At 67.6% G+C, this 20875-nt stretch carries 24 protein-coding genes; 13 read left to right on the forward strand and 11 right to left on the reverse strand.

Features of this window, described 5'->3' with window-relative positions; genetic code table 11:
- Positions 1-7: 7 nt before the first annotated feature.
- The gene (locus ABL844_RS10665) at positions 8-1354 is read right to left on the reverse strand and encodes an NAD(P)/FAD-dependent oxidoreductase (RefSeq protein WP_418131223.1); all 1347 of its coding nucleotides are present in this window, start codon (positions 1352-1354) and stop codon (positions 8-10) included.
- 167 nt (positions 1355-1521) lie between these two features.
- Here ABL844_RS10665 and egtB point away from each other — a divergent pair, with 167 nt between their 5' ends.
- Both egtB and egtD read left to right on the forward strand, forming a co-directional pair.
- On the forward strand, positions 1522-2781 hold the full coding sequence (gene egtB, locus ABL844_RS10670; protein ID WP_184636212.1) for an ergothioneine biosynthesis protein EgtB: 1260 nt from the start codon (positions 1522-1524) through the stop codon (positions 2779-2781).
- 131 nt (positions 2782-2912) lie between these two features.
- Positions 2913-3809, forward strand: coding sequence for an L-histidine N(alpha)-methyltransferase (egtD, locus tag ABL844_RS10675; protein WP_418131897.1), 897 nt, complete (start codon positions 2913-2915; stop codon positions 3807-3809).
- Between the two features lie 688 nt (positions 3810-4497).
- Here egtD and ABL844_RS10680 read toward each other — a convergent pair.
- A complete protein-coding gene (locus ABL844_RS10680) occupies positions 4498-5649 on the reverse strand; it encodes an IS481 family transposase (RefSeq protein WP_418129051.1) in 1152 nt (383 codons plus the stop codon).
- Positions 5650-5893: 244 nt separating this feature from the next.
- On the opposite strand from ABL844_RS10680, the gene ABL844_RS10685 reads away from it, so the two are divergent.
- The 3 genes from ABL844_RS10685 to ABL844_RS10695 all read left to right on the forward strand — a co-directional run bounded on the left by ABL844_RS10685 (position 5894) and on the right by ABL844_RS10695 (position 7501).
- Positions 5894-6178: a DUF427 domain-containing protein gene (locus ABL844_RS10685; protein ID WP_126024165.1), complete on the forward strand. Its 285-nt coding sequence runs from the start codon at positions 5894-5896 to the stop codon at positions 6176-6178.
- Positions 6175-6930 carry a 2OG-Fe dioxygenase family protein gene (locus ABL844_RS10690; protein ID WP_418131224.1) on the forward strand — a complete coding sequence of 252 codons (756 nt, stop codon included), beginning with the start codon at positions 6175-6177 and terminating at the stop codon, positions 6928-6930. The genes ABL844_RS10685 and ABL844_RS10690 overlap by 4 nt, the downstream gene beginning before the upstream one ends.
- A 130-nt stretch (positions 6931-7060) precedes the next feature.
- A complete protein-coding gene (locus tag ABL844_RS10695) occupies positions 7061-7501 on the forward strand; it encodes a universal stress protein (protein WP_007833935.1) in 441 nt (146 codons plus the stop codon).
- Between the two features lie 16 nt (positions 7502-7517).
- Here the strand turns inward: ABL844_RS10695 and ABL844_RS10700 are convergent, their stop codons facing one another.
- Complete coding sequence (locus tag ABL844_RS10700) at positions 7518-8168, reverse strand: RluA family pseudouridine synthase (RefSeq protein ID WP_369658800.1); 651 nt, start codon at positions 8166-8168, stop codon at positions 7518-7520.
- Between the two features lie 87 nt (positions 8169-8255).
- On the opposite strand from ABL844_RS10700, the gene ABL844_RS10705 reads away from it, so the two are divergent.
- Positions 8256-9572 (forward strand): MFS transporter, encoded by a 1317-nt coding sequence (locus ABL844_RS10705; RefSeq protein WP_418131225.1) that lies wholly within the window; start codon positions 8256-8258, stop codon positions 9570-9572.
- Here the strand turns inward: ABL844_RS10705 and ABL844_RS10710 are convergent.
- From ABL844_RS10710 to ABL844_RS10720, 3 genes are read right to left on the reverse strand one after another with little or no spacing between them, the layout of a single operon-like run.
- Positions 9569-9856, reverse strand: coding sequence for a 2Fe-2S iron-sulfur cluster-binding protein (locus tag ABL844_RS10710; protein WP_126024168.1), 288 nt, complete (start codon positions 9854-9856; stop codon positions 9569-9571). The genes ABL844_RS10705 and ABL844_RS10710 overlap by 4 nt on opposite strands.
- Entirely contained in the window at positions 9853-10128 is a 276-nt protein-coding gene (locus ABL844_RS10715; protein ID WP_369658798.1) for a VF530 family DNA-binding protein, read from the reverse strand. The genes ABL844_RS10710 and ABL844_RS10715 overlap by 4 nt, the downstream gene beginning before the upstream one ends.
- Positions 10128-10277: a hypothetical protein gene (locus ABL844_RS10720; protein WP_165909684.1), complete on the reverse strand. Its 150-nt coding sequence runs from the start codon at positions 10275-10277 to the stop codon at positions 10128-10130. The genes ABL844_RS10715 and ABL844_RS10720 overlap by 1 nt, the downstream gene beginning before the upstream one ends.
- A gap of 87 nt (positions 10278-10364) precedes the next feature.
- Between ABL844_RS10720 and ABL844_RS10725 the strand changes: the two genes are divergently transcribed.
- From ABL844_RS10725 to ABL844_RS10735, 3 genes are all read left to right on the forward strand, one after another.
- The gene (locus ABL844_RS10725) at positions 10365-10883 is read left to right on the forward strand and encodes a GNAT family N-acetyltransferase (protein WP_126024170.1); all 519 of its coding nucleotides are present in this window, start codon (positions 10365-10367) and stop codon (positions 10881-10883) included.
- Between the two features lie 15 nt (positions 10884-10898).
- On the forward strand, positions 10899-11591 hold the full coding sequence (locus ABL844_RS10730) for a PepSY-associated TM helix domain-containing protein (protein ID WP_184636220.1): 693 nt from the start codon (positions 10899-10901) through the stop codon (positions 11589-11591).
- A gap of 91 nt (positions 11592-11682) precedes the next feature.
- Positions 11683-12591: a DUF808 domain-containing protein gene (locus tag ABL844_RS10735; protein ID WP_184636222.1), complete on the forward strand. Its 909-nt coding sequence runs from the start codon at positions 11683-11685 to the stop codon at positions 12589-12591.
- Positions 12592-12808: 217 nt separating this feature from the next.
- Here the strand turns inward: ABL844_RS10735 and ABL844_RS10740 are convergent, their stop codons facing one another.
- Positions 12809-14230 (reverse strand): lactonase family protein, encoded by a 1422-nt coding sequence (locus ABL844_RS10740; protein ID WP_418131226.1) that lies wholly within the window; start codon positions 14228-14230, stop codon positions 12809-12811.
- A gap of 217 nt (positions 14231-14447) precedes the next feature.
- Between ABL844_RS10740 and ABL844_RS10745 the strand changes: the two genes are divergently transcribed.
- Entirely contained in the window at positions 14448-15104 is a 657-nt protein-coding gene (locus ABL844_RS10745) for a hypothetical protein (protein WP_418131227.1), read from the forward strand.
- A 133-nt stretch (positions 15105-15237) separates the two neighbouring features.
- Here ABL844_RS10745 and ABL844_RS10750 read toward each other — a convergent pair whose 3' ends face one another.
- Together ABL844_RS10750 and ABL844_RS10755 are read right to left on the reverse strand one after the other, a co-directional pair.
- Entirely contained in the window at positions 15238-15450 is a 213-nt protein-coding gene (locus ABL844_RS10750; protein WP_418131228.1) for a hypothetical protein, read from the reverse strand.
- Positions 15451-15490: 40 nt separating this feature from the next.
- Positions 15491-16678: a YncE family protein gene (locus tag ABL844_RS10755; protein ID WP_418131229.1), complete on the reverse strand. Its 1188-nt coding sequence runs from the start codon at positions 16676-16678 to the stop codon at positions 15491-15493.
- 93 nt (positions 16679-16771) lie between these two features.
- Here ABL844_RS10755 and ABL844_RS10760 point away from each other — a divergent pair, with 93 nt between their 5' ends.
- The 3 genes from ABL844_RS10760 to ABL844_RS10770 all read left to right on the forward strand — a co-directional run bounded on the left by ABL844_RS10760 (position 16772) and on the right by ABL844_RS10770 (position 18378).
- Positions 16772-17044, forward strand: coding sequence for a DUF2164 domain-containing protein (locus ABL844_RS10760; protein WP_126024178.1), 273 nt, complete (start codon positions 16772-16774; stop codon positions 17042-17044).
- A 75-nt stretch (positions 17045-17119) separates the two neighbouring features.
- Positions 17120-17542, forward strand: a complete 423-nt coding sequence (locus tag ABL844_RS10765) for a hypothetical protein (protein WP_126024179.1) — start codon at positions 17120-17122, stop codon at positions 17540-17542.
- Positions 17543-17577: 35 nt separating this feature from the next.
- Positions 17578-18378 (forward strand): enoyl-CoA hydratase/isomerase family protein, encoded by an 801-nt coding sequence (locus ABL844_RS10770; protein ID WP_418131230.1) that lies wholly within the window; start codon positions 17578-17580, stop codon positions 18376-18378.
- Positions 18379-18395: 17 nt separating this feature from the next.
- On the opposite strand, the gene ABL844_RS10775 is transcribed toward ABL844_RS10770, so the two are convergent.
- Positions 18396-19499, reverse strand: a complete 1104-nt coding sequence (locus ABL844_RS10775) for a M14 family metallopeptidase (RefSeq protein WP_418131231.1) — start codon at positions 19497-19499, stop codon at positions 18396-18398.
- A gap of 44 nt (positions 19500-19543) precedes the next feature.
- Positions 19544-20872: an MFS transporter gene (locus ABL844_RS10780; protein WP_418119823.1), complete on the reverse strand. Its 1329-nt coding sequence runs from the start codon at positions 20870-20872 to the stop codon at positions 19544-19546.
- Positions 20873-20875: the final 3 nt, after the last annotated feature.

Consider the following 20875-nt stretch of genomic DNA (forward strand, 5'->3'; position numbering starts at 1 on the left):
CTGGTTTTCAGGATTCGCTTTTGCCTTGAACGTCGGCCACCACGCGCGCGTTGCGCTGGAAGCTCCAGTAGGCGCTGGCCCAATCCATCATCACGACCACGCGGTTGCGAAAGCCGATCAGGAAGTAGGCGTGCGCGAACAGCCAGAACAGCCATGCGAGCCGGCCGCTGAAGCGCAGCGGGCCGAAAGGCGTGCCCAGGTCGACCACCGCCGAGTTGCGGCCGATGGTCGCAAGGTTGCCGTAGTCGGCATAGCGGAACGGCACCGTCGGCTGGCCCGCGATGCGGCGCAGGATGTTGGCGGCCGCCGCGCGCCCCGCCTGCTTGGCGCCGGGCGACACGCCGGGCACCGGCCTGGGCGGCTTGCCGGGCGCGTGGCTCATGGCGGCGGCGAGGTCGCCGACCACGCTGATCTCGGGGTGGCCCGCGAGGCTCAGGTCGGGCTCGACCCTGATGCGGCCCGCGCGGTCGCATTCGACGCCCGTGGCCGCGCCGAGCATGCGGCCCAGCGGCGAAGCCGCCACGCCGGCCGCCCACACCACGCAGCTGCTATCGATTCGGTAGCTGTCGACCGGAGCACCCTCCGCGCCGCCGCCAGTCTGCACTTCGAGCCCGGTGGTGTCGATGGCGGTCACCCGCGCGTTCAGCCGCACTTCGACGCCCAGTTTCTGCAACTGCTCCAGCGCCTTCTGGCTCAGCGACTCGGGCATGGCCTGCAGCACGCGCGGGCCGCCTTCGACCAGCAGCACCTGTGCGCTGGCGGGGTCTATGTGACGGAATTCGCCCGAGAGCGTGTGCTTGGCGATCTCGGCCAGCGTGCCCGCCATCTCGACGCCCGTGGGGCCGGCGCCGATCACCACGAAGGTGAGCAGGGCGCGACGGCGTTCCAGGTCGGCAGTGATCTCGGCGGTCTCGAAGGACAGCAGCACGCGGCGGCGGATCTCGAAGGCATCGGCCAGCGTCTTCAGTCCGGGCGCCACGGTGGACCACTCGTCGTGCCCGAAGTAGCTGTGCGTGGCGCCGGCGGCGACGATCAGGTGGTCGTACGGCACGCGGTCGCCGTTGGCCAGCTGCACCGACCGCGAGGCCGGATCGATGCCGCTCACCTCGCCCAGCAGCGTCGTGATGTTCTGCTGCTTGCGGAACAGCCCGCGCACCGGCGCCGCGATGGACGGCGCGGCCAGCCCGGCGGTCGCCACCTGGTACAGCAGCGGCTGGAACAGGTGGTGGTTGGTCTTGTCGATCACCGTCACGTCGACATTGGCGTTCTGCAGCTTGCGCGCCGCTTCGAGTCCGCCGAATCCGCAGCCGACGATGACGACTTTGGGCCTGCCCGATGGGTTGGTCGTTTGCATGCGTCGGATGATACGCAGCCCTCCTGCACGCCCCGGCGTCTTGTGCCACAGTGGCTCCCCCTTGTGCTCTTTGCCGAAGTCGCGGCGGCAGGCCTGCGGCGTTTTGTCCTACGTGCCGCCGCGACCCGGATGGGCTACAACTTGCGGCTGACCCGACTGGAGACTCCATGACGCTTTCCCGGCCGACCACTCAGGCGGCGGGCGCCCTGCGCGACAGGTTTCGCGAAGTGCGCGCAGCCAGCCTGACGCTTGCCGCCCCGCTGTCCGCCGAAGACCAGTGCATCCAGTCGATGCCCGATGCCAGCCCCACCAAGTGGCACCTGGCGCACACCACCTGGTTCTTCGAAAGCGTGCTGCTGCAGCCGCACGCCAGCGGCTACCAGCCCTTCGACGCGCGCTTCCTCTATCTCTTCAACTCGTACTACGAGGCGCTCGGCCCGCGCCATCCGCGCCCGCAGCGCGGCCTGCTCACGCGGCCATCGCTGGACGAGGTGCACGAGTACCGCCGCCATGTCGACGAGGCCGTGGTGGCGCTGCTGGAAGAGGGCGGGCCCGACTGGAGCGTGATCGAGCCCATCGTCACGCTGGGCCTGCACCACGAGCAGCAGCACCAGGAGCTGCTTCTCACCGACATCCTGCATGCGTTCTCCTGCAACCCGATGCTGCCCGCCTACAGGCCCGCCGGCGGCCCCGCGCTGCGCCTTGCCGCGGTGCCGCCCGCGATGCGCTGGATCGAGCAGCACGGTGGCGTGGCCGAGGTGGGGCACGCCGGCACCGGCTTCTCCTTCGACAACGAAACGCCGCGCCACCGTGCGCTGCTGCAGCCTTATGCCATTGCCGACCGACTGGTGAGCTGCGGCGACTTCGCCCAGTTCATCGCCGACGGCGGCTACCAGCGGCCCGACCTGTGGCTGTCCGACGGCTGGGCCGCGGTGCAGGCCAATGGCTGGCGGCATCCGGCCTACTGGCTGGCGCAGGACGATCCGAGGCTGCGTTTCGCCGGTGCCGCCACGGCTCAGGCCGGAGGTGGCTGGCATGTGTTCGGCCTGCACGGCGTGCGGCCGATGGAGGCCGACGCGCCGGTGTCGCAGCTCAGCTTTTATGAAGCCGCCGCCTACGCCGAATGGGCCGGCGCGCGGCTGCCGACCGAGTTCGAATGGGAGGCGGCGCACGATGCGCCCGGCATCTCGCAGATGACCGGACATGTCTGGCAATGGACACGGTCGTCGTACGACCCGTATCCCGGCTTCAGGCCACTGCCGGGCATCGCCGCCGAATACAACGGCAAGTTCATGGTGGGGCAACTGGTGCTGCGCGGCGGCAGCGTCGCCACGCCGGCCGGGCATGCGCGGCCCAGCTATCGCAACTTCTTCCCGCCGGCGGCGCGCTGGCAGTTCACGGGGCTGCGGCTCGCGAAAGACCTTTGATCATGCGCAATCCAACTTCCTCGTCCTCGCTGTCATCCTTCGTGCCCGCGAAGGCGCGGCAGAAGCCGGCAGCTTCGTCTTCGTCGCGGGCCGATGCAACTGCAGCGCCGCTGTCCGAGTTCGGCCGCGAGATGCAGGCGGGACTGGCGCGTTCGCCGCGCAGCATCTCGCCGAAGTTCTTCTACGACGCGGCAGGCTCGCAGCTGTTCGACCGCATCTGCGAACTGCCCGAGTACTACCCCACGCGTACGGAGCTGCGCATTCTTGGCGAATGCGCTGGGGAGATTGCGGAGCAGATCGGGCCGAATGCGGAGATCGTCGAGTTCGGAGCGGGGTCGCTGACCAAGGTTCGGCTGCTGCTCGATGCGCTGGAGACGCCCAAGCGGTATCTGCCTATCGACATCTCGGGGGAGTATCTGGAGGCTGCCGCGCAGCGGCTGAAGGCGGACTATCCGGAGCTGGTGGTGCAGCCTATCGCTGCCGACTACACGATGCCGCTGGTGCTGCCTGCGCCCATGGCTGGTTCAGGTCGACGGGTTGGATTCTTTCCCGGGTCGACGATCGGAAACTTCGAGCCCGACGAGGCGCTGGCTTTTCTGCAGCTGGCTGCGCGAATGTTGCGTGGAGGCGGGCTGCTGATCGGGGTGGATCTGGTGAAGGATCCGGGGCGGTTGCATGCGGCTTACAACGATGCGCAGGGGGTTACGGGGGAGTTCAACCTGAATCTGTTGCGTCGGGCCAATGCTGAGTTGGATGCCGACTTCGACCTCGATGGGTTCTCGCATGCGGCGTTCTACAACGCGCCTCGGCAGCGGATCGAGATGCATCTTGTGAGCCGGCGGGCTCAGAGTGTTTCTTTGAATGGGCAGGTGTTCGGGTTTGAGGAAGGCGAGACTATTCATACGGAGTACTCGCATAAGTTCACTGTTGAGGGGCTTCGGGCGCTGGCTGTTAGGGCTGGGTTCCGGCCTGGGGCGGTTTGGACTGATCCGGAGAGGCTTTTCAGCGTGCACTGGTTGGCTGCTTGAGTCCTTTGGTTGTTTGTTTCCCGGGGCCGGGTCTCGGCCCGGCGGCCGACCTACTTTCTTTTGCTTCGCCAAAAGAAAGTAGGCAAAGAAAAGGCGACCCCACTGTCTGCGACCCCTTCGCTGCGCTACGGGGCAACCTGCGGTGCTCGCGTTTCGCGGGGTCTCGCCCAAACTCGCTTCGCTCAGACAAGGGCGAGCCCTGATCCGCGAAACGCTGCGCTCCTCGGCGCAGCCAGAGGGGAGGGGAGATGCCCGGGCCTTTGCTTCGCTCGGCCCCCAAGGCACAGCAGGCGCTTCGCGCCTGCTGTGCTTGGTATAGGGCGGTCGGCTTGCATGCACTTAGTGCTGCAGAGATCGGTTCCTTAACGTGCATCCCCGGCCGAGCGAAGCAAAGGCCAGTCCAAGGCTGTTCAAAAGCCGAGCGCAGCGATGGCGCGTGTCGATCCCTTCTGGCTGCGCCGAGGAGCGCAGACGTAGGAGGGATAAGGGCCGCAGCTGTCTGAGCGCAACGCAGTGGAGCGAGTTCTGCGGACCCCCTCCTACGTCGAGCACCGCAGGTTGCCCGTAGCGAAGCGAAGGGACGCAGACAGTAGGGTCGCCTTTCTTTTGCCTACTTTTCTTTGGCGAAGTGTATGGACCGGGGACCTGGGTAACGGGTGTGCGCGGACATAGGAAACACTCTGGCAGGTTATCGCCTTGCTGTCAGGCAGTTCAAGTCCAGTCGCATGAACGGCTGATGGCAGAAGAACACGTCGAAGTGGCCGTCGTGTTGTGGATCCGCGCGGAATGCGATGGGCAGTTTCAGAAGGCAATTTGGCACCTTCAGCTTGTGGCCGCGGAAGCTGGCCTCGCCGTTGTGCTTGACGATCACCACCGTGTCCCCCTGCTGGTACTCGATGGGAGCCAACGCCCGCGGATAGGGCCTGGGGCTGATCGCGTAGCGCTTGGCGGGCGTGAGAAGGTCCAGCGCGTCGTGTGGGCGCTCGTGGTTGTAGATGCCGCGCCAGCGCTCGAAGGCCGCCTGGGCCTGGCCCAGATCGGCGAAGCTGCGCCCGGCGAGCACCTCCGTGTTCAGCGAGCGGTGGAAGCGTTCGATCTTGCCGTTGGTCTGAGGGTGGTACGGCGCGCTGTGGCTCAGCCGAATCCCCAGCCTGATGAGCCACACGCCCAGCTCGGACAGTCCATGCGCCGGTTGACGCGGAGCGCCCCAGGGAGCGCCGTTGTCCGTGTTGATGCGCACCGGCAGCCCATAGCGGGCAAAGACCTGCTCCAGGTGCGGTCGCACACTGTCGGTGCCCACGCTGGGACAAGCCCTCAGCGCGAGATTGAAGCGCGAATGGTCGTCCAGCACGGTCAGTGGATAGCAGCGCGCCGCAGCCATGGCGAAGTCGCCCTTGAAGTCGATCTGCCACAGGGCATTGGGCTGCTCGTGCTCGAAGCGGCACCAGTGTTCGCTTGCCTTGCTGGACTCTGGAGTGATCAGCCCATGGCGATGCAGGATGTTGGTGACGGTGCTGGGCGCAGGAACCTCGCCCAGGCCCTGGTCGGCCAGCCGGCGGGCGATCTTGCGGCCACCCCAACTGGGGTGGGCCAGCCGCAGCTGGACCACGGCCTGCTCCAGCGCATCGGTGCTGCGCGTAGGAGAGTTCAGCGGTCGCGTGCTGCGCGGTGTGCATGCTTGCGCCATGCCTTGCAGCGCATGGCGCTTGAGCAGCGAATAGCCGGTCTTGGGGCTGATGCCGAAGCGCCGGCACAGCTCGCGCCGGTTCGCCCCCTCCTGCAAAGCCAGTTCCACGAACTCTCGCTTGGTGTCCATCAGGTCTCTCGGTTGCCAGGGCATGGGGCACTTCCTCGGTCATCTCGACCCAGAAAGTGTTTCCTATGTCCGCGCACACCCGTTACCCAGGTCCCCGGTCCATACAGCGAAGCAAAGAAAAGTAGGTCGGCCGCCGGGCCGAGACCCGGCCCCGGAAAACAAACCCCCAGCAGGGTAGATAACAACCACCAAAAAAGCCAAACCACCAGCAGCGGCACAATAACCCCCGAAAAGCGGCACCCGGCCGCCCCCGGAGACCCCGAAAACCATGAAAGCAACCTGGAACGGCGTAACCATCGCCGAAAGCGACGACACAGTCCTCGTCGAAGGCAACCACTATTTCCCGATGAGTTCGCTCAACCGCGACTTCGTCACCTTCAGCAATCACAAGACCACCTGCCCCTGGAAGGGCACAGCGAACTACTACTCGCTGCTGGTCAACGGCGAGCTCAACACCGACGCCGCCTGGTACTACGCCGACCCGAAGCCCGAAGCCGAAGAGATCCGCGACCGCGTCGCGTTCTGGAAGGACGTGAAGGTCAGCGCGCAGTGACCACCGCCGCCTTCACTCCTCCGTTCATTTCGCCGGCCGAGCTGCCCGCCGCGCTGCGCGATCAAGGCTATGCCGTGCTGAGCCCCCAAGGCGTAGCCGAATGGCTCGGTCTCCCGGTCGCGCAGCTCGAAGCGCTGCATGCCGACTGGAACGATCTTCCGCCTGACGACTACCTGAAGGACGGCGGCCGCTATCGCACGCGACGCCATGCCTGCTTCACCGTCGAAGCCGACGAGCAGGCCACGCTCGCCCAGGTGCCGCATCGCGCGCACTGGCAGCCGGTGGAATACAACGCGCTGCATGGCGGCATGCAGCGCTGGTTCGCGCCGATGCTCGACGCCACCATCGCGCAGCCGGTGTGGCAGCGGCTGCTGCAGCAGCTCGGGAAGGCCAGCAGCGAGATGCGCGGCTCGGCGCAGCGCTGGTACGTGGAGGCGCACCAGTTCCGCATCGATACCGCGGGCGGCATCGGTCGCCCCACGCCCGAGGGCGCGCACCGCGATGGCGTGGATCTGGTGGCTGTCGCGCTCGTGGGGCGGCACGGCATCAAGGGCGGAGAGACGCGCGTGTTCGAGGCCAACGGAAGGCGCGGCGAGCGCTTCACGATGACCGAGCCGTGGACGCTTCTGCTGCTCGACGATGCGCGCGTGATCCACGAGTCGACGCCGATCCAGCCGCTCGAAGAGGGCGGCGAGGGCTGGCGCGACACGCTGGTGATCACCTGCCGGGCCGAGGGTTTCCAGGGGGACTGAAGCTGGGCGATCTCGGGGCTTGCCCTTGCTGGCACGAGTCCTACAGCCTGCTCTGCGCAACAACGGTTAAATTCGGGTCCCCGGTCCGGTATGGGCCGAGTCTGTCTGCGAACGAAAGCGAGGTCCCGCCATGTTCAATCACATCCTGGTTCCGATCGACGGCTCCGAAACTTCCATGCTCGCCGTCAGCAAGGCCAGCGGCCTCGCGCTGGCCTTCGGTAGCCGCATCACGCTGATTCACGTGATCGACAACTACCCCTTCATCGGCGTGGGCGCGGACTATGCGCTCGGCCAGAACGAATACCTCGCGGCGGCCACTGCCAGTGCCAATGCCGCCCTCGCACGCGGCGTGGCGGCGCTCGCGGCGGAAGGCCTTCACAGCGACCAGCGCGTGATCGACGGCCACGTGGTGCACGAAGGCATCGTCGACACGGCCATCGCCATCGCGGCAGACCTGATCGTGATGGGCTCGCACGGCCGCAGCGGCATCGAGAAACTGCTGCTGGGCAGCGTGACGCAGCGTGTGCTGCAGGACGCGAACATGCCCGTGCTGGTGGTGAAGGGCGGCTGAGGAAGGGCCCAGCCCGTCACGTCCAATCAGGCGGCCGGTTGAAGAAAAGGCTCTGCTGCGTCACCGGGTGCACGAACCCAAGTTCGCTCGCATGCAGCAGCAGGCGCGCCGCACGCGCCTGCAGTGCGGCGTCGCCGTACAGCGCATCTCCCAGGATCGGATGTCCGATCGACAGCAGATGCACGCGCAGCTGATGCGAACGGCCCGTCAGGGGCTCCAGCAGCACATGTGTGGCGGCGGGCTCGCCGGGCAGCACTGACAGCGCCTTCCATCGCGTGAGGCTGGGCTTGCCCTCCGGATCGATCTTCTGCAGCGGGCGGCGCGGCCAGTCGGCCATCAGCGGCGCGTCGATCAGCGACCACTCCTGGCGCAGCGGCATCGCGCCATCGACGATGGCTTCGTAGCGCTTGTGTACCTCGCGGTCGGCAAAGGCCGCGCTCAGCGCGCGCTGCATCTCGATGCCGCGCGCCATCAGCACCAGGCCGCTGGTGGCCATGTCGAGCCGGTGCACGATCAGCGCGTCGGGCCACTGCCGCATGGCGCGGGCGCTCAGGCAGTCCTGCTTGTCCTCGCCGCGGCCGGGCACACAGAGCAGGCCCGCAGGCTTGTCTAGCACCAGCAGGTACGGGTCTTCGTGAACGGGTTGCAGTGGCGGCGGGGCGGTCATGGAAGCCGCAGAGTGTAGACAGCGGGGCGCCGGGCCCCTTGCCCACGCTCACGCCCCGCTCATCCGGCCTCGGCTATCCTCGGACGAATGTCCGGCCCCGCCCAAGCCTCCGCTTCCTCTTCCCCCGACGCCCAAGCCACATCGACGGCCGCAGCGATTTCTCCCCCCAGCTTCTCCGACCTGACGCGCGAACGCCCCTTCATGCAGATGTGGACGGCGCGCCTCTTCGGCACGGCCGCCTCGCAGATGTTGCTGGTGGCCATCGGCTGGCACATGTACGAGCTCACCGGCAGCGCCTGGGACCTGGGCCTGGTCGGCCTCTACCAGTTCGTGCCCGCGCTGCTGCTGGCGCTGCTGGCCGGGCACATCGTCGACCGTCACCATCGCGGGCGTATCGTGGCGGCCTGCTTCGCGGTGCAGGGGCTGGTGGCACTGGTGCTGCTGCTGGCGGTGCTCGAGAAGCACGACACGCGCGGCCTGCTGCTGGGCCTTTCTCTGGTGCTGGGCGCGGTGCGGGCCTTCCAGATGCCGGCGCAGCAGGCGCTGACGCCGCTGCTGGTGCCGCCGACCATGCTGGCGCGCGCAATGGCCTTCAGCTCGGCGGGCATGCAGGGCGCCATCATCGGCGGGCCGGCCCTTGGCGGCCTGCTGTTCGTGGCGGGCATGGCGGTGGTGTATGGCGCCAGCGTGGCCTTCTTCGGTGTCGCCTGCGCGCTGGTGCTGCGTCTGCGCTATGCCTACACGCCGGCCGCGCGCGAGCCGGTGACGCTGTCCACCGTGTTCGCGGGCGTCGATTTCATCTGGAAGCGCAAGCCCGTGCTCGGCGCCGTCTCGCTCGACCTGTTCGCGGTGCTGCTGGGCGGCGCGGTGGCGCTGCTGCCGATCTATGCCAAGGACATCCTGCACACCGGTCCCTGGGGCCTGGGCCTGCTGCGCAGCGCACCGGCGGTGGGCGCGCTGGTGATGTCCATCGCGCTCACGCGCCGGCCGGTGGAGCGCCACATCGGGCGCACGCTGCTGCTGGCCATCGGGCTCTTCGGGCTGTGCATGGTGGTGTTCGGCATTTCGAAGAGCTTCGTCGTCTCGCTGATCGCGCTGGCGGTCTCGGGCGGTGCCGACATGGTCAACGTGGTGATCCGCCAGACACTGGTGCAGCTGGAAACGCCCGACGCCATGCGCGGGCGGGTGAGCGCGGTCAACTCGATCTTCATCGGCGCGAGCAACCAGCTCGGCGAGTTCGAGTCGGGCGCCACGGCGGCGCTGCTGGGGCCGGTCGGCTCGGTGGTGGTGGGCGGCGTGGGCACCATGCTGGTCGCGCTGACCTGGTTCAAGCTGTTTCCGTCGCTGGCGCAGCGCGACCGGCTGGTGGTGGCGGCGCCTTCGGTCAGGCCGCCGGCCGCCTAGTCGGCAAACAGGGAGCGCGCGCCCGGCACTTCGAGCGTGACGTCGCCCAGCGCCTGTGCCACGCAGGGCAGGATCCAGCCCTCGGCCTTTTCCTCGGCGCTCAGGCCTGGCCATTCGATGATGTGGCGGGTTTCGCCCGCGAGCCGCAGGCAGATGCAGGTGCGGCAGGTGCCGTTGCGACACGAGCTCGGCAACTCGATGCCGGCGGCCTCGGCGGCCTTCAGCAGGGTGGTTTCGGCGTCGGTCTCGAAGTCGAGGCCCGAAGGCTCGATCCGGACCTTCATGGTTGCTGTTGCTGTTGCTGCTCGCGGCGTTGCTCGCGCAGCATGAAGAGGTACAGGCTCTCGACCTTCTCGCGCGCCCATGGCGTCTTGCGCAGGAACTTGAGGCTGGAGCTCACGCTCGGGTCGAGCGTGAAGCAGCGGATGGGAACGAGCTCGCTCAGGCGCTCCCACCCGTAGTGGCCGGCCAGCGCCGTGACGATGGCCTCCAGCGTGACCCCGTGCAGCGGATTGCGAGGCTGGGGCCTGGGGGCGGGCGCTGGCGCTTCGCTCATCACTTGTTCTTGAGCTTGCCGCGGGGGATCACTTCGGTCGTGATGGTGCGGACCGGCTCGATGCCGCCAGTGCTCACAGGCTTGGGCGGCGAGGTGTCCTTCTTTGGCTTCTTCGCTTCCTTGTTGCTGCGTTGCTGACCCTTGGCCATGTCGGTTTCTCCTGTAGTTGCGACGTATGCGGCCAGCAGTTTAGCGGTGCGGCGACAATAGCCGGTTCCATCCGATTTCCCGCATCCATGTCAGATTACGAAGTTCGCCCCGCGACCCTGCGCGACGCCAAGGCCGTCGCAGAAATCCACGCACTCTCCGTCAAGGCCGCCTACGAAGGCATCCTTCCCGAGGAAGAACTGCGCGCGCTGGCCCCGGCCTCGCGCGAAGCCAAGTGGCGCGAGGCCATCGAATACAGCGAACCCCAGGTGCACGTGGTGGTGCAAGGCAGCGAGGTCGTCGGCTTCGTGGGCTTCGACCGCTCGCGCGACCCCAAGACGCCGCCGACCACCGGCGAGATCTGGGCCATCTACGTCAAGCCCGAGCACTGGGGCAAGGGCGCCGGCGTGGCCCTGTGGGACGCCGCCCGCGAAGGCCTGGAGGAAGAGGGCTGCACCACGGTCACCATCTGGGTGCCCATTCGCAACGACCGCGCCATGCGCTTCCACGAGCTCGCGGGCTTCAAGCGCGAGATGAAGACCGCCAAGACCACCGCCATCGGCACCGTGCGCATCGAGGAAATCCGCCTCAAGCGCAACGTGGCCTGAGCCGGCGACCGCCACATGGACGCCGCCGGCAGCAGTTCTTCCTCCCTCGGCCATGCCGCGCGCGTGCGCTCGCACCAGCGCCGCACGGCCGCCGTGCAGTGGATCCGCCGCACCCACGGCTGGTTCGGCCTGTGGGGCGCGGTGCTGGGGCTGCTGTTCGGCTTCAGCGGCATCTGGCTCAACCACCGCAACGTGCTGAAGCTGCCGCAGGCCCAGGAGCGCAGCCGTGCCCAGCTGGCGCTGCCCGATCCGGTGCCGGAAACGCCCGAGGCCATGAGCCGCTGGCTGCAGGAGGCGCTGCGCATGAGCGGCCCGCCGAATTCCAGCCGCATCGAGGCTGCCAAGCCCGTCGCATGGGCCGACAAGAGCGACAAGACGGCTCCCGCGCTCACGCAGCCGGCGCACTGGATCTTCAACTTCGGCGGCCCCAACGAGATCGTCCAGGCCGAATACTGGCAGGGCAACCGCTCGGTGGGCGTGACCACCACGCGCAATGGCTTCGTCGCCACGCTCACCAACATGCACAAGGGCGGCGCCATGCCGCTGCCCTGGATCCTGCTGGTCGATACGCTGGCCGGCAGCCTGATCTTCCTGTCGATCTCGGGCGTGGTGCTGTGGATGCTCACGCACCGGCGCCGCCGCGTCGGCCTGGCGCTCTTCGGCGCCTCGCTGGCGGCCATGCTGGCCATTGCGCTGAGCGCGCTCTGAGGGCCCGGGAGGCGCCGGCGTACGGGTATTGCCGGGGCGCAACCCGGCTGCGGATAAGCTCGCCGCTTCCTTTTCAGCCCGAATCCTGCCCATGGCCTCCAGCCTGCTCCTGCTGCTCGACGACATCGCGACCGTTCTCGACGACGTATCGGTCCTCACCAAAGTAGCCGCCAAGAAGACGGCCGGCGTCCTGGGCGACGACCTCGCGCTCAACGCGCAGCAGGTCACCGGCGTGAAGGCCGAGCGCGAGATACCGGTGGTGTGGGCCGTGTGCAAGGGCTCCTTCGTCAACAAGGCCATCCTCGTGCCGGCCGCCCTGGCCATCGGCACCTGGCTGCCCTGGCTGGTGACGCCGCTGCTGATGATCGGCGGCGCTTTCCTCTGCTTCGAAGGCGCGGAAAAACTGGCGCACAAGTTCCTGCACAAGGACGAACACGACACCGACACGCAGCGCCACGAGAAGGCCATGGCCGATGCCTCGATCGACGTGGTCGCGATGGAAAAGGACAAGATCAAGGGCGCGGTGCGCACCGACTTCATCCTCTCGGCGGAGATCATCGCCATCACGCTGGGCACCGTGCAAGGCCAGCCCTTCACCACCCAACTGAGCGTGCTGGTGGGCATCGCGCTCATCATGACCATCGGCGTCTACGGCCTGGTGGCCGGCATCGTGAAGCTCGACGATGCGGGCCTCTACCTGAGCCAGCGCGCGAGCGCGGGCGCCCAGGCCCTGGGCCGGGGCATCCTGGCAGCGGCGCCGTGGCTCATGAAGGCGCTGTCGGTGGCCGGCACGGCCGCGATGTTCCTCGTGGGCGGCGGCATCCTGGTGCACGGCGTACCGGCGCTGGGCCATGCAGTCGAAGACTGGGCCAAGGCCACCGGCGGCGTATTCGGCACGCTGGGCTCCATGGGCGTGAATGCCGGCGTGGGCCTGGTGGCCGGCGCCATCGTGCTGGGCGTGGTGGAACTCGTCGGCAAGATGCGCGGCAAGAAGGCCTGACGCGGTCCGGCTGCCGGTTGTTGGTGTGAGGGGCTGTTGAGCTTCGGAGGATGGCCGCTGCTGCACCGGGGGCGTTCTGTGGCCTTCGCCAACTGCGTAACTGCGTAACTGCGTATTGCAGTTGCGTTGTGCCTCATCTGACCTGTTCCGAGCCTTGCAGATACGGCTGCGGGCCCATTCGCAAAACTAGCGGGGCCTGACCCGGAGCCCGCGCTACCTACTTCGTGAGCGCGAAGAACTGCGGCCCGTTGGCTCCGGCTGGTCGCGCGGTTTGCAGAGCGAGCGCGCCGGTGGTCCGGTCGATCGTGAAGATCGAGATCGTGTTGTCGCCTTGGTTCGCCGTGTAGGCGAACCGGCCTGTGCGATCCACGGTCACGGAGTTGGGTGTGTTGCCTCCGACGGAGAACGGTTGGCCCGGTACCGCTGTCAGCGCGCCGGTTCGTGGATTGATGGCGTAGGCCGAGACGTCGTGGGAGTTCCGGTTCGCAACGTACACGAAGCGTCCGGTCGGATCGATGGCCATGCCGAAGGGCGTGTTGCCGGAGGGCACCGAGCCGATCGAAGTCAACGCGCCCGTGGTCTGGTCGATGGAATAAGCGAGCAGGGTGCCGGGGTTGTTGCCGGTGCTCACGTAGGCGAAACGCCCGCTGGGCTCGGCCGCGACGTCGACGAAGCCGCCGACCGGCAGCGCGACCGACACGGGTGGCGAGATCGGAACGCCGGTGCCCTGGTCCAGGCGGAACACCTCGACGGACGCACCGTTGGGCACGAACGCGAATCGCCCGTCGGGATCGAAACCCAGCTTGCGGCTGTTGCCGCCGGCCACGGCCACTGCCGTGCTGCCGTCGAGGTCGCCGGTGGTCGCGTCGATATTGAGCCGATGGATCTGCCCGTCGCCGATCACGTAGGCAAAACGTCCCTTGGGTTCGACGCCGACAAAAACCGGGCTCGTGCCGACGCCGGTGGTGATATTGAGGTCTTGCGACAGCGTGCCGGCGGGATCGATGGTGTATTGGGTGACGCCTTGGGTACCGACGTAGATGCTGGCGTAGAGCTTTTTCCCCGAGGGATGCACTGTCACGTGCTGGGGGGTGCCTGCCAGGGAGTACGCAGCGGGAGTGGCTGCCGACAAACTGCCATCCGCAGAAACGGTGTATGCGCTCAGATTATTCGATCGCTCGTTGGCCGCAAAGCCGAAACGATCGGCTCCGGCCTCCGAGCAATTGACCCTCACCGAGTTCACTGCCGCCCCCGCCACCGTCCCGAAGGCCTGTTTCGCAACGCAGACCTGCAGCGCCGTGGGCTGCGTCTTCACGGTCACGCCGTAGTCGGCACCGTCGTCCAGCGAAGTGGCGAAGCTGAAGCTGCCATCGGCGCCTATGGCCAGGTCGTCGCCCGCGTTGTTCTGCAGCACGAGCCCGCTGCCTGCCAGGCCAGTGACGGTGCCGCCGACGGTGAACTTCGGCGCGCCCGGGGGCGGCGCAGGAGGAGGTGGTGCGTCGCCTCCACCGCCATTGGCCGCAGGAAAGGGCGCGAAGGAGAAACCGCCGCCTCCGCCCCCGCCGCACGATGCAAGCATCAAGGGCACGGCGATGGCCAGGGCGAGGCTCAGGCGGTTGCGAGGGGGCAGCGGCGGCATTTTTTTCTTTGGGAAACAAATGTGGCCGCGATGTTATCGGGACACGCTTCCATTTGCACGCCCCGCGACTGGCCGCCATCCGCATGCCCGATGGCCGTGCCTATGAACAGCATCCGCTGCCGCGCCGGATGTCAGCAGGCCATACCGGCTGACGGCAACCAGTCCAGGGCTGCCGTCCGTCGCCTGGCGTGGAACGACCGCTTGAATCCGCCGCCGGATGCCGCTGTGGGCCAACTGGATCATGATGCAGGCCTTGGTCGTTTGCCGAGCCCATTTGTCGAGCTCATTTGCCATGAAAAAAATTCGCCACCTTCTCGTTCTTTTCACTGCGGCCGCGTGCACCCACACCGGCGCTCAAACCGCGGGAGCCGCCCCGCGCGGTTCCAGCGACTTCCCGAGCCCCGCCGCGTCGCATGGCTCCGTTTCCGAATCGAATGCCGCCGTGTTCAAGGCTTGCGCCAACGCCCCAATAGCGAATGGGACGTGCCCGCTCGATGCGGTCTTCGGCCTCTTCAAGCTGGCGCCGAACAACGACGTGCTGGATTTCAAGGCTTCGAACACCGTCCCCCGGACGATCAACCAGAACTACGGCTGGATCCTGAAGCTCAACCGGAAGACCGGCAAGGTCCGCGTTCTCGAACGCATGACATTGCCGGAAACCCCGAAGACATGGGGCACCGGCGGCCGGCCTTACGGCATGTCGGCGGACCGCAAGACTCTTTCGCTGGACGTGACCTTGACCATCCACGACGGCACCATTGCGAAGTCCTGGGATGTGGTCGAGGGCGATCCTCCCGGCCACTACCTGATCACCGCCTACGTCGAAGACTCCGCCCCGGTGCAGTTCGAGTTCGATGTCATCGATCCAAGATGACCAACTGCCGTGGTCCTGTGGGTTGAATGCGGCTGAGCTGTCTTCCCACGGCAGTTCATGATCGTCCACAGGGGCGCGCCGCTTCGTGCCGTTGGCTGCTGCTGCGCCAGCCCGCCGCGCTGCGGATTTTTCCCTACTCGCGCTTCCTGCCCAGCTTCACCAGCTCGACCACGATCAGCGCCACCCCGAGCACCACCGCGAACCAGCCCACCAGATAGGCCCCCGCCACCATCTCGAACCAGCGCGTGCCCTGGAGGAAGCGCGGCCCCAGCAGGACGGCGATGCCGATCACCAGGCAGAGGATGCCGCGTTCGAGCGTGCGGAGTTGTCGTTTGGGTTGCGCCATGGCTTCGTCGTTGTCCGGGAGAGTGAGGGGGAGCGGGAAATCAGTGCGTCATTTTCCCGCGCATCGCGGCCGGATGGCCCTGCAGCTGGAACGACTGGCCCGTCGGCACCAGCGTGTCGCCATCGAGCCTCAGGATCGTGATGTCCTGGTCGATGAAGTTGCCCACGTACAGATACCTGCCATCGGCGCTCCACACTGCACCCTCCGGCAGCCCGCGCACCACCACCTCGTTGGCGCGCGTGACTTTCTTGCCGTCGATCTTCAGCAGCACCACCGAGCCGTTGCGGTTGTAGAAGTAGGCGTTCTTCGCCGCGTTGCTGCCGCGCAGGATCACGGCCACCGCATGCTTGCCGGTCGGGCTCACGGCCAGTCCCTCGGGGCCGTCGCCGACGACCACCTTGTCGACCACGCGCGGCGGCGCGGCTTCCATGTCGATCACGCTGACCGTGTCGACCTGTCCGTCGGAGGCGCCCGAGTTGCCGTTGTCGGCGGTCAGCGCGAGCTTGCCGTCGGGCGTCACGTCGACGTTGTAGGGCCACAGGCCCGCGGCGAGGTCGACCTTGTTGTAGCTGACCTTCTCGCCGTTCACGTCGAGCAGCGCGATCTTGTGGCTCGGGAACTTGGCCGCCAGCGCACGCTTGCCGTCGGGCGTGAAGCGCACGTGCGCCACCGAGTCGCCCATGGCCACGGTGTCGACCAGCGTCACCTTCTTGCCCGAGATGCGCAGCACGCTCACCGAGTTGTCGGCGCGGTTGGCCACCAGCGCCAGGTCGCCCGCGCGGTTGATCGACAGGCCCGAGGGCTGCCTGCCCACCTGCAGCGTGTCGAGCAGCTTGGGCGGCGTGGTGGTCAGGTCGATCACGAAGAGCCGGTTGTCGGGCACCTGCTTGCGCGCGCCGTTGTCCTCGACCACGTTGAGCGAGTTGGCGACCAGCGCCAGCGTCTCGCCGGGCGTGATCGCGAGGTTGGTCGGCGGGCCGGCGATGGTGTTGTCCAGCTGCAGCGTGCCGAGCACCTTGGGCGCCAGCGGATCGGTGCCGATGTCCAGCACCTGCACCGTGTCGCGCCCCATCGGGCCGAGGATCACAGCGCCGGCGTCGTTCCACGACTGCTTCTCGTCGTTCGCCACCAGCATCAGCTGGCGCTGGGGCAGCGTTGGGGTGAGGTTCGTGCAGCCCGCGACGAGCGCAAGGGCAAGGGCCGCGAGCGCGGTGGAACGCAACTTCATGGGTGTCTCCGGTGTGTGTTGTTGTGAGCGCGCATGGTAGCGAAGGGGGCCGCCGGCACAATGGGCCGGTCGATCCAACTTCCGGAACAGCCCATGACCATCGAGATACCGAAGGAAGCCCGCCAGCAGGCCATCACCTCCATCGAGCGCTATTTCCGCGAGAACATGGAAGAACCCATCGGCAACGTCGCGGCGGGTGCACTGCTCGGTTTCTTCCTGGAGGAGATCGGGCCGCTGGTCTACAACCGGGCGGTGGCCGAAGTGCAGGAGCGGCTGCAGGCGCGCGTTTCGGAGATCGACCTCGAGGTGCACGAGGACGAATTCCAGTACTGGCGCAAATTCGACAAGCAGAAGAAAGGCCGCTAGCGAAGCCTGCCAGCGTAGCGCCCGCGCATCGTGGCGAGTTCAGAAATGCTTCAAAACGTTGCAGAATTCGCAGCCATGCACCTCCACCGCACCTCCCAAAGCCGCGCGACTCCTTCCGTTCTGCGCGCCCTTGCGGCCTTGCCCTTCGTGCTCGCCGCTTCCTTCGCCACCGCACAGCAGGACCCGTCGGGCTTTCCGCTCGACTCGGTCGGCTACCTGAACGAGGAACTGCCCCGCATGGAGGCGGCCATCGCCGCGAAAGACCGCAGCTTCTTCCACGGCGCGATGGTCCGCACCGTGCAGTTCTCGGAGCGCTGGGGCTTCAAGAGCAAGGCCAATCCCGAGCTCGCGGCGTACCCGATGTGCACGGCGGCGGTGATGGACTACGCTGTGGTCGGCATGTGCCGGCTCGCACCGTCCGACGAGTGCGAGCCCGGGCTGGCCTCGCGCTTCGACGCGAACGTGCAGCGCTGCCGGGAGCTGGCGGCAAGGAAATAAATAGCCCAGAGAGACGAAAGAAAGAGGCACCCGCCATGGACTACGCCGCCCGCTACAAGACCCTCGCCATCGAGCGCCGCGGCGCGAACGGCGGGGTGCTCGACATCCGGATGCTGGCGGCCAACGGCAAGCTGCCCACGGCGGGCCATGACGGCCATCGCGAACTCGCCGAGATCTGGCGCGATGTGTCGGCCGACGACAGCGTGCGCTGCGCGGTGCTGCGGGGCGAGGGGCTGGGCTTCTCGGGCGGCGGCGACCTCGCCATGGTGCAGGACATGACCACCGACGACGTGGTGCGCCAGCGCGTGTGGCGCGAGGCGCGCGACCTCGTCTACAACATCGTCAACTGCGACAAGCCCATCGTGAGCGCCATGCATGGGCCGGCGGTGGGCGCGGGCCTGGTGGCGGGGCTGCTGGCCGACATCTCCATTGCCGCGAAGAACGCGAAGATCGTCGACGGCCACACCCGCCTGGGCGTGGCGGCGGGCGACCACGCCGCCATCGTCTGGCCGCTGCTGTGCGGCATGGCCAAGGCCAAGTACCACCTGCTGCTGTGCGAGCCGGTGAGCGGCGAGGAGGCCGAGCGCATCGGGCTCGTGTCGCTCGCGGTGGAAGAATCCGACCTGCTGCCCCGCGCCTACGAGGTGGCCGAGCGGCTCGCGGCCGGCAGCCAGAGCGCGATCCGCTTCACCAAGTACGCGCTGAACAACTGGTTGCGCCAGGCCGGCCCGACCTTCGATGCTTCGCTGGCGCTCGAATTCATGGGCTTCGCGGGGGCCGATGTGCGCGAGGGCGTCGCCTCGTTGCGCGAGAAGCGCGCGCCCAACTTCGGCTGAAGAAAGACCGGCCGGCCTCAGGCCTTGCGCAATCCCTGCAGCGTCTGCAGCAGCACCACCCGCGTCTGCCCGAGGATCATCCCCTTCCACTCGTCGTTGTCGCAGTAGAAGCCGTCGCGCAGCCGCGTGCGGATCTCGCGCTTCTGCGCTTCCGGCGCCTCGGGGTGGCGGCGCAGCCAGGTGTCGGCGCGCAGGCGGTCGAGCACTTCCAGGTCGGGCAGGGTGCCGAATTCGAGGCCCATGGGCGCGATCTTCGCGTTGGGGCATTCGTCGTACGCGGTGGAAATCACAGGGCCCGACACGTCGGCCGAGGCCGAGTCGCCGGCGAAGGGCGCGAACACGTCGGCGCCCCACCATGCGTGGGCGCGCGCCAGGTCCTCGGGCGTGTTGCGGCCGGGGTAGATCTTCTCGCCGTGGCCGTAGGGGCCCAGGCCGGTGTGCACGTCGATCCAGCCGAGGTGCGTGGCCGAGGCGGCGTACTTGCGCAGGATCTTGCGGATGGTCCTGTTGCTCCACGAGGGCGCGGTGCCGCCGTAGAACAGGCCGTCGGGCGAGGTGTACTGGCCGCGCGTCACGGCGGCGCGGAAGGCGCGCATGCCGTGCTTCTCGACGTAGGCGGCCACGGCCGCTTCGTCGGCGGGCGTCGGCGGCCAGGTGGCGGGCAGCACCAGCGGCTCGACATCGGCGTACTCGGCATTGACCGGCAGCGGCGCGTTGAAGTCGATGTGGTTGCGGTTCAGGTCGATGTTGTCTTCGTTCGTGCGGTGCAGGTGCGAGAAGCCGTGGGGGTTGACCGCGTGCACCAGCAACAGCGAGATGCCGGCCTGCTCCAGCCGCGAGAGCAGGTCCGCGTCGTTGAGCGTGGCGATCTGCGTGCCCGAGCCGCAGAAGCCTTCGGGGCCGTGCGTGCCCGAACTCACGAGCAGCACCTTCTTCGCGTCGATGGCGCCGACCAGCGCGACGTCGGTGGCCAGCTCTTCGCCTAGCGCGCCCCGGTGCGCGTCCATCACGAAGGATTCGACCGTGGCGCCGCGCTGCGCGGCAGCCTCCAGGAACTTGGCGCGGGCCTCGACATACGTGCCCGAGAAGAAGCGCGTGGCGGCGGTGGGTTGTGCTTGCATGGGGTGGGGACTCCTGTGCTTTGAATGGTGATGAGGGCCGTGGGTCAGGCCGATGCCGAATGGGCGCCGGCGGCGTCGATGTCGCGGCCCGTATGGTCGCGCAGCCAGAGCAGGCCCAGCAGCGAGACCACCGTCATCGCCACCAGGTACCAGGCTGGCGCGAGCTTGCTGCCCGTGGCGTTGAGCAGCCAGGTGCTGATGAAGGGCGCGAAGCCGCCGAAGAGCGCCACGCCCACGCTGTACACCAGCGACATGCCGCTGGCGCGCACAGCCTTCGGGAACATCTCCGGCAGCATCGTGATGCCGGGCACCGTCTGGACGACCAGGCCGAAGCTGAACACGCCGAGCACCACGAACAGCACCGTGGGCGTGGGCGAGGCGTTCAGCCACAGGAAGCCGGGATAGATCAGCAGGGCGAGCGCGACGCGGCTCCAGACGATCAGCGTCTTGCGGCCCACCACGTCCGACAGCTTGCCGACGAAGGGCGCGAAGGCGAAGGAGATGAGGCCGGTGAGCGCGGCGCCGAAGAGCGCCACCGAGGGCGTGAAGCCCAGCTCGCGCACGGCGTACGTGGGCATGTAGAAGGTCACGACATACGCCGCCGTGGTGCCGCCGACCAGCGAAAGAATGGCTGCCAGCACCGTCCTGCCGTGCCGCGTGCAGACGATCTTCAGGCTGCTCTCGCGCGGCGCCGCGGCCTCCCGCGGCGAGATGTGCAGCGACTCTTCGAGATGGCGGCGGATGTACATGCCCACCGGCGCGATCAGCATGCCGATGACGAAGGGAATGCGCCAGCCCCAGCTCTGCATCGATTCGGCAGACAGCGTGAAGGTCAGCAGGCCCACCACGACGGCGCCGAGCATCACGCCCAGGCCCTGGCTCGCGAACTGCCAGCTCGCCATGTAGCCGCGGTTGGCCGGCGTGGCGTGTTCCACCAGCAGCGTGGTCGATGCGCCGACCTCGCCGCCGGCCGAGAAGCCCTGGATGAGCCGCGCCAGCACGATGACGATGGGCGCCGCGACGCCGATGGCTGCATAGGTGGGCGTGAAGGCGATCATGGCGCAGCCCAGCGCCATCAGGAAGATGGTGAGCGTCATGGCCTTCTTGCGGCCTGCGCGGTCGGCGTACGCGCCGATCACGATGCCGCCCAGCGGCCGCATGATGAAGCCCACGCCGAAACTGGCCACCGTCAGCAGCAGCTGGCCGTAGGAACTGAAGGTCGGGAAGAACAGCTTGCCGATCACGAGCGCCAGGAAACCGTAGACGGTGAAGTCGAAGAACTCCAGCCCGTTGCCGATGGTGGTGGCCACGATGGTCTGACGGCGGCGCGCGGGGGACGAGGACGGCGCGGGCCGGGTGCTTGGGGTGCTCATGTG

Origin of the sequence: Variovorax sp. 278MFTsu5.1 (genome assembly GCF_048305045.1) — a bacterium.
Lineage (GTDB): Bacteria > Pseudomonadota > Gammaproteobacteria > Burkholderiales > Burkholderiaceae_C > Variovorax > Variovorax guangxiensis.